General features: G+C 58.5%; 7 protein-coding genes and 1 pseudogene. 3 read left to right on the forward strand and 5 right to left on the reverse strand.

Annotated features, from left to right (window positions below):
• Positions 1-135: 135 nt before the first annotated feature.
• The 4 genes from TRIHO_RS18710 to TRIHO_RS23405 are packed head-to-tail and all read right to left on the reverse strand — an operon-like array spanning position 136 to position 3,623.
• Positions 136-2,505 (reverse strand): VirB4 family type IV secretion system protein, encoded by a 2,370-nt coding sequence (locus TRIHO_RS18710; RefSeq protein WP_068247328.1) that lies wholly within the window; start codon positions 2,503-2,505, stop codon positions 136-138.
• A complete protein-coding gene (locus tag TRIHO_RS18715) occupies positions 2,495-2,770 on the reverse strand; it encodes a type IV secretion system protein VirB3 (RefSeq protein ID WP_068247331.1) in 276 nt (91 codons plus the stop codon). Before TRIHO_RS18715 ends, TRIHO_RS18710 begins: the two co-directional genes overlap by 11 nt.
• A gap of 23 nt (positions 2,771-2,793) precedes the next feature.
• Positions 2,794-3,078 carry a TrbC/VirB2 family protein gene (locus TRIHO_RS18720; RefSeq protein WP_037239483.1) on the reverse strand — a complete coding sequence of 95 codons (285 nt, stop codon included), beginning with the start codon at positions 3,076-3,078 and terminating at the stop codon, positions 2,794-2,796.
• Positions 3,075-3,623 (reverse strand): lytic transglycosylase domain-containing protein, encoded by a 549-nt coding sequence (locus TRIHO_RS23405; RefSeq protein ID WP_408646201.1) that lies wholly within the window; start codon positions 3,621-3,623, stop codon positions 3,075-3,077. Before TRIHO_RS23405 ends, TRIHO_RS18720 begins: the two co-directional genes overlap by 4 nt.
• A gap of 621 nt (positions 3,624-4,244) precedes the next feature.
• Here TRIHO_RS23405 and TRIHO_RS18730 point away from each other — a divergent pair.
• The 3 genes from TRIHO_RS18730 to repC all read left to right on the forward strand — a co-directional run bounded on the left by TRIHO_RS18730 (position 4,245) and on the right by repC (position 6,631).
• A complete protein-coding gene (locus TRIHO_RS18730; protein ID WP_068247338.1) occupies positions 4,245-4,514 on the forward strand; it encodes a hypothetical protein in 270 nt (89 codons plus the stop codon).
• A gap of 85 nt (positions 4,515-4,599) precedes the next feature.
• The gene (locus TRIHO_RS18735; protein ID WP_068247341.1) at positions 4,600-5,253 is read left to right on the forward strand and encodes a hypothetical protein; all 654 of its coding nucleotides are present in this window, start codon (positions 4,600-4,602) and stop codon (positions 5,251-5,253) included.
• Between the two features lie 220 nt (positions 5,254-5,473).
• Complete coding sequence (gene repC / locus TRIHO_RS18740) at positions 5,474-6,631, forward strand: replication initiation protein RepC (RefSeq protein WP_082705211.1); 1,158 nt, start codon at positions 5,474-5,476, stop codon at positions 6,629-6,631.
• 63 nt (positions 6,632-6,694) lie between these two features.
• Here repC and TRIHO_RS18745 read toward each other — a convergent pair.
• Positions 6,695-7,115: pseudogene (locus tag TRIHO_RS18745) on the reverse strand (hypothetical protein); the annotation flags it as partial.

Genomic DNA, 7,115 nt, shown 5'->3' on the forward strand with positions numbered 1-7,115 from the left:
TCCGTGAAACAAGGTCGGGAGCAGGGGCCGAGAACGCCATAACGGGCCGCTCAAAACAGGGCGATCGCACGCCTGTTGATGCACCTTCGCAAGCGCTCAGGACCGTCATGGCGACCAACAGAAAAAATCGTGCTTTCACATCATGTCCTTCCAGAATTCTTCTTTCTTGCGCCAATCGGCAGGCGCCTTTTCCTCGCCGGTCTTGCCGCCACCAAGAACAGTAACCAGACCGCCCAAGCCTGCGAGATCGGTATTGACGAACACGCTGTCGGCGCCGGAACGGATCAATGCCAGCCGCAACCCGGCTGTCGGGCTGGAAAGAAAATCCGCCTCGCGCGCGTTCAGGCGCAGGATGCTGTAATCCTCCGGATTTGCCCGTGGATTGGGAAACAGGATCTGGGTTGCCACACTTTCCGCGATGATCTGGCCGACCGAACTTTGGTCCAGATGACCCGGTGTCTGGGTCAACATCATCACCACGCAGTTGCGCTTGCGCATGGTAACCAGCCAGTCATGGAGACGCTTGACGAAGATATCGTCAGCCAACATCTTCCACGCCTCGTCGATCACAATGATTGTTGGTCTGCGATCCTCGATCACGCGCTCGATACGGCGGAAGAGATAGGCGAGCAGGGCTGAGCGTTCTGCGTCCTGGTCCAGAAGTTCGGTCATGTCGAGACCAAGGACATCCTCGCCAATGGCTATCGCCTGGGCACTAGGCCTTGAGAAAAGCCAACCGTACCGGCCGACTTCTGTCCATTCCCGCACGCGGGACACCAGGTCGCCATCATCATCAGTGGAGGCCACGAGACTTGCCAAACCGTCGAAGGTTCTGAGGCCCGGCTCCGCAGCGGCAATCTGACGAACCGCCTCGTTCAGTGCTGCGGTCTGGACCGTCTCAAATGGACGGTGACGGGCCAGAATGTCGCCGAGCCAATCTGTCAGCCAGGCGGCCCCCCGCGCATCGGTCTCCGTGGTCATCGGGTTAAAGCCGGTGGGCTGGCCCACCTTGATTTCGCTGTAGCTGCCACCCAAAGCGCGGATCGCCATCTCCAACCCCTGATCCTTGTCGAAAACGATGACCCGCGCACCCACTCTGCGGGCCTGCGCCATGAGAAAAGCCGTGCCGAGTGTCTTGCCGGATCCGGTGCGGCCCAGAACAAGCGTGTGCCCGACGCTTGGCTCATCGGTCCGGCGCCCCGGTTCGTGAAAGTTGAACCGGTAGAGGCTGGAGGTCACGGTCGGGAAGGCCGTGATCGTCTTGCCCCATGGGCTGGCCTCGGGTCCGCGCCCCGGCCTTGTCTTGTGAAACGCTGCAAGTTCCGCGAAATTGTGCGACGAAACGATCCCGTCACGGATCCGGTAGGCCCAGTTTCCCGGCGCTTGCGCGAAATAGAGCGCCTTTGCGGCCCAGGATTCCCTTACCAGAACGGCACCGGTCTCTTGCCCCGCCCGCCAGATCTCGGAAGCTGCCTGTTCCAGTTCCTCGGCGCTGTCACAGAAAACCTGTACGGAGGCATGGTGTGTCCCAAAGGTCGACCGGCCGGATGCCACGGCGTCGGCGGCTTCGATCAATTGCTCTGTCAGGCTGACACCAGCATCCTCGGAGGCACCCCGCTGGCGAAAGGTGCGTTGAATGCGCTCAACCATCTCATTGGCGCGCCGCGGCGTGAAAGAGTTGGTGATCGTGATGTCATAGGGCAGTTCCAACGCGTCAAGCATGGTTGGCCAGGTGCGACTGGGATAGGATTTTATCCCGAAAATCGCGCCGTATCGTGCACTGTCGCCGCTTTCCAGCCGCATGGTTTTGCCTTGAAAGCTGACGTCGAAATTGCTCATCGTGTCAGCCAACAGTTGCCCGGGGGCCGCGATGATCTTGCCGTAGCTCTGTCCGTGTACCGCGGCCAACACTGCAAGCCAGTCCCCGCTCGAGACTGTCAGGCGCGCTGCGCCTGCGTCGGAATACATCGCCATGAGCAGCGTCATGGCCTCTTCCAGGGCAACAATTCGCGTATCGATGTCTTTCCGGAAATCGCGGCCTCCGCCTAGGGCACCCAGAACCTTCGAGAAGGCCTGCGGCATCGACGGACGCATCAATACTGTCAGCATCAAGGTGCGGGCTTTCAGGTCACGTGCGCGCAGGCTTCTCTGCCACGCCGCGTCTACCGCATCTGCAAAGGGCATACCGTCAGGCGCAGCAAGGTCCGCGACATCCGGGCGTGATACCTTGTTGATGTGGAAACCGAAACGCTCGCCCAACTGACTGACGATCCGGGCAAAGCCTTCACTGATCTCATCGATCCGGGTGTCATCGCTGGTGAAGCTGTCGATCCCGCCGAGCGTGACCGACGCCATCAGATCACCTTGGCGCGTCAGGATGACATTGTCTCGCACCGCAGCGATGTAGGGTAGGTGCCGCCCAAGACGCTCGGCTTTCAAGACCTTGTCCCCAAGTGCATCCCGAACAGCGTTGCTTGCAATCAACCCCCGAAACTCACGCGACATAGAGATCGCCTCCATCGCGGGATCGCACACTCGTTCGCGGTGTGCGCGACATCACCACGTTCAAAATCTGAAACAGATTTGGATTGCGGTCTGCGACCAGCCAAAGCGGTGGGTAGCCCGCGATGAACACCAGCAGGAACCGCATGTCGTCAACCAGAATGAAAGGGATCACGGATGCGAAGACCAGCGCCACAAAATATCCGATCGGGAGACCGAATATCCGTGGCGGCTTGGTAAGCCCCAGAAAGAGTGGTGTGTCGCGCATGGAGGTCTCTGCGGCCTGTCAGATCAAGGAGCCGCAAAGCCATCGATGATGGTCTCGGCCGAAAAGATCAGCACCACGCCGACAAACACGGCGACGAAGATCGGCCAGTTGAGACGCCCGAAAAACATCATGACACCGGATCCCACGAGAGCGAGCACACCGAGGCCACGACCGATCGGACCCGTCACCGCGTCGATGATGTTATCGATCATGTCAGACACCGGGCTAAGGTCTTGTGCGAGCGCCGGGGCTGCGGCCACTATCAGCAACGCGGCCAATGCCGCCCTGGTATAGTCGATGCGTTTCATGTCTGGTCTCCGATGGATTGGGCATAGACGGCCATGACCTTGCGGACATGGCCTTGGGTTTCGCGGTAGGGGGGAATCCCGCCATGGCGCGCCACGGCTTCGGGGCCGGCGTTGTAGGCCGCGAGCGCAAGCTGCGGCGTGCCGAAACGATCAAGTTGTGTCAGCAAGTAGCGGGCGGATCCATGCAGGTTTTGCTCAGGATCATGCGGATCGACGCCAAGCACGCGTGCAGTGTCCGGCATCAACTGCCCAAGCCCGATTGCGCCGACATGCGACCGCGCGCCTGGATCAAATGCGCTTTCAATAGCGATGTTGGCGCGAAAGAATGCGAGCCAGTCGCGAGAGGACATCCCGGCCCTGCGCAGGGCCGGGTGGTCCGCGTAGACCGACCCCACATCAAGGATCATAGTCTCGACTGCAGGGCGGCCCGATGGGACCCGAGGCGGAGAAAGGCGTGGTGAGTCAAGAGGGACGACCTCAGACCGTGCGACAATGTCGCCTTGCTCGGGTTGGGGTCTTGCAAAGTCGAGAACGCTACTGGTCAGTCGACCAACACGGTCTGGAGCATCGAGATCGATAACGGATTGTGCATAAGTGGAAGGGCCTGAAAGCCCCCAGAGAACGAGGCTAGCCGCTGGTAGGATACCTTGTCGTCTCAAACTCCCACGTGCCTCTCTCACCTTCTCGGAGAGGGCAGCTGAATACCTTTGCGTCGAGCTCCAGGCAGAAGCTCATGAGCCCTGCTGCGGTCTTGAAGACGCGTGGTTTAAGATCCCGGTTGGTCACATAGACCGACCGGTGCACACCGCCTTGACCGTCATTGGAGCAGACGAAAACCGTCCAGCCACCCCTATGCGTGTTGCCGCCCTTTTCCGGGGCTTCAACGCATTCCACCTCGATCCATGCCCCACCCTCGATCGCCTCTTGCATGTGCGATGTTAGGATCACGGGGTATTTTGTTCCTGCCATTTTGCCTCCGAAGGAAAGAAGTTCCTACGGAAGTAACCTGCTTTTGCACCGCTTCAAACAGTGCATGTCACAAGATATGCGGCGACGTATCTGAAAACTCTTTAGATGGTCAATAGATATCTTTTGATTGATTAAGATATTTTTTCAGTGATAGGTCCGACACACGATTCGCCCCCAGATTGTCGGGAGACCACCAGATGTCGCGGTTGCTGGCATGTAGCACATTCATCGCCCTAGCGATCCCAGCAAATGCCGAGACGCTGGCGATGGACTGCGTGTTGCCGTTGCGGCCGGAGCTGGCGGCCTCGCCTGCGCTCCTGAACGAGTACGGCGACGACATCAGAGCCGAGTTCAACACCTACTTCGATGAGGCACAAACCTATCTGAATTGCCTCGCCGCAGCATCAGCTTCCGCGCAGGCCGAAGTCCGTCTTGTGCTTGACGCTTACCAGGAGATGTTCCAATGAAACGACGCGCAAAATATGTCAGCAATTATGACACAATTAACATAAGTCTGATTATACGACAACGCTTTAGCGGCGGCGCTCTGTCATGAGGCGGCTTGTGTCAACTGCCGCGATCATCGCGATCGGGCTTACACCGCTTGCTGCCAAACCTGCCGCCGCACAAGGCTACCAGATCGATTGTGCGATCCTCCTGTGCCTCGCAGGCGGTTGGCCGCCTTCGGTCCCTTGTGCCCGGGCGCGCGCGGAGTTTATCCGCCGGATCACGCCCTGGCCAGTCGAACCACCGCTGCAGATCTGGCGTTGTCCAATGCGTGCTGAGTTCGAAGCGCCGAACCCGGTTGAGCGCCTCTACAGGTTGGCGGGGTTCAATCCGGGTCCAGCAGTCTCCCTGCCCCGAGAGCGAGAAACGCTCCAACTCGCCCAAGCTGTCGGGCGTGCCGCCGATATCGATGTGACGGACCCTGCTTTTAATTTCATCCGCTCCATAGATGTCTTTCAGGTTACGGCACGTCAGAGGGAGGGCCGTGACGATTGCAACAGATATGCTTCCGTGCGGCGTGGCACGTATGATCAGGACGGCCAATTTCGGTGGCAAAACAGCTCGATAAGTGCCCTTCCTCCAGCCTTCCGAGGGGCCGAGCGATACGGCCAGAACTGCCCCGATATCTGGGTCCGTGCTGTGTTCGTCGATTGGGAGGATTTTGAGGGCACCTATGGCTTCGAACAAGTCAACTACTGATCTCAAACAGTCACAGGCAAACGATAAAAAAGAAGAAACCCCCGCAAGGCGGCAACCAAGCGAGGGGCTCAAAGAACAACGGAATTGGCGTTCCGTCAGATCAAATCAAACTGTGATCTCGTTCTAGCAGTCCCGACAGTCAAGGCAATGAAAAAACGTGTCGCTCGCGGGGACACGGATGCCCTGTTGCAGCCTTGTTCCAATTCACAAGGACTAGACAGTGAACGTGATCCAAACCCATCTCACCCTGCCGGAAGGCTGGACCAAAGGTGCTGTTATGGCACTAATTTCAGAGGTTGCCCCGCATATAGGCCTGCGCCCGGCGCGCCTCGCAGTTCTGAACTACATCATCGGGCGGACCCGCGCATCCGACTGGACCTCTCCCCATCGTGAACCGGTGTTTTTTGGCACGCAAGATCTCGCAGCGGTCGAACTTGGCAAGACGTCGCGCCAGTTGCGAACGGATGAGGCCGCGCTGGCCAAGCTTGGGCTGATCGTGAAACGTGTCGCGGCGAATGGGGCCCGCTATGGTCGCGCTGGCCTAGGCTTGATACTGACTCCGCTGATCGCGCGACTGGAAGAGTTCATAGCCCTTCGCGATCGGCTCCGTGCGGAACGGAGGCATTTGCGCGCTTTGAAGGATCTTCGGTCCCTTCGTTTGCGTCACATGAAACGGTGCATCGCCGCCCTGCCCTCCTCGGCTATCAAAGATCCTGAGATCGTCAAGATTCTCGCCAGTTTCGATAAATGGCCACGCAGCGATGCTTTAAGCCGTCTCGGTCTGGAGCGGCTCAACGCCCATTTGAAGGCCAGTTCCGATCTGTGCAACAGCCTTGATGACTGGCTTGAAAAACATGGGCTTTCTTCCGACCAGCCAGTGGAAAACTTCCGGCCCTTTACACAAAACACCAGAGAAGAAACTCAAACTGTAGAGACGCCGCCCGCTGTGGATAACTCTGAAAGACACGCGGAAATCGCACAGAGTGAACCGCCATCATCAATTCCCTGCCCCGCGCCACCCGCTCTGACGCCAGAGAATCTATATCGCATTGCCGGCGACGGCTTACGCATGATGCTTGACGCGAGCCGAGATCAGAACCGACCTCTCAAAGAGCGCGACATCATCGAGGCTGCCTGGGCGTTGCTGCCGATGCTCGATATCCATGCTTCAGTTTGGCACGAGGGCCAGAGCACCTTGGGCGACCACGGGTTGGCTTTCTGCCTACTATTGGTTGATGCGCAGCGAGATCACCCGAGCTACCCTGTTCGCAATCCTGGCGGTTTGATGCGCGAACTGATCCGTCGAGCCAAGGCAGGAAGGCTGGACTTCGATGCAAGCGTTGCGGCTCTGCAAAAACGGCGCAATGGGGTGAGGTAGAGTTTCCAACCCGCAACTGAACTTGCCCAAAAACGCGCTGAAAATCTGGTAATGAAGTTTATGTTAAGGCAATCTCCAGATCCCTTCGTCCTGAACCACCCGGGATTCTGAAAGAAGCTTCTCCAGATCCGCCGCGGCATTTCGTTCGGCGGCCATTGCAATATGCGGGTCAGATTTTTTGTAAACAGAAGTGGCGATATTCTGGAGCGAGTCGGAGGTACTTGAGAGGTGCGCGAGAATCTCCGACTCACGACGCATCCGGTTGGCGAGCAACCGTTTGACGTACGGTCCCGGGTCCCGGAGTACAGGTCCGTGACCCGGCAGGCTGACCTTATCGTTGCGATCGATTAGCCGCTGAAGCTGGCTGCAGTAATCGCGCATGTTGCCGTCAGGGGGGCTGACTATAGAACTGTTCCAACTCATTACGTGGTAAGCGGGAAGGGAACCCCGTGGCTTAAGCTCGTGGCCGGTCTGGAGTAGGCTT

The organism is Tritonibacter horizontis (assembly GCF_001518015.1).
In the GTDB taxonomy this organism is placed as follows: Bacteria; Pseudomonadota; Alphaproteobacteria; order Rhodobacterales; family Rhodobacteraceae; genus Epibacterium; species Epibacterium horizontis.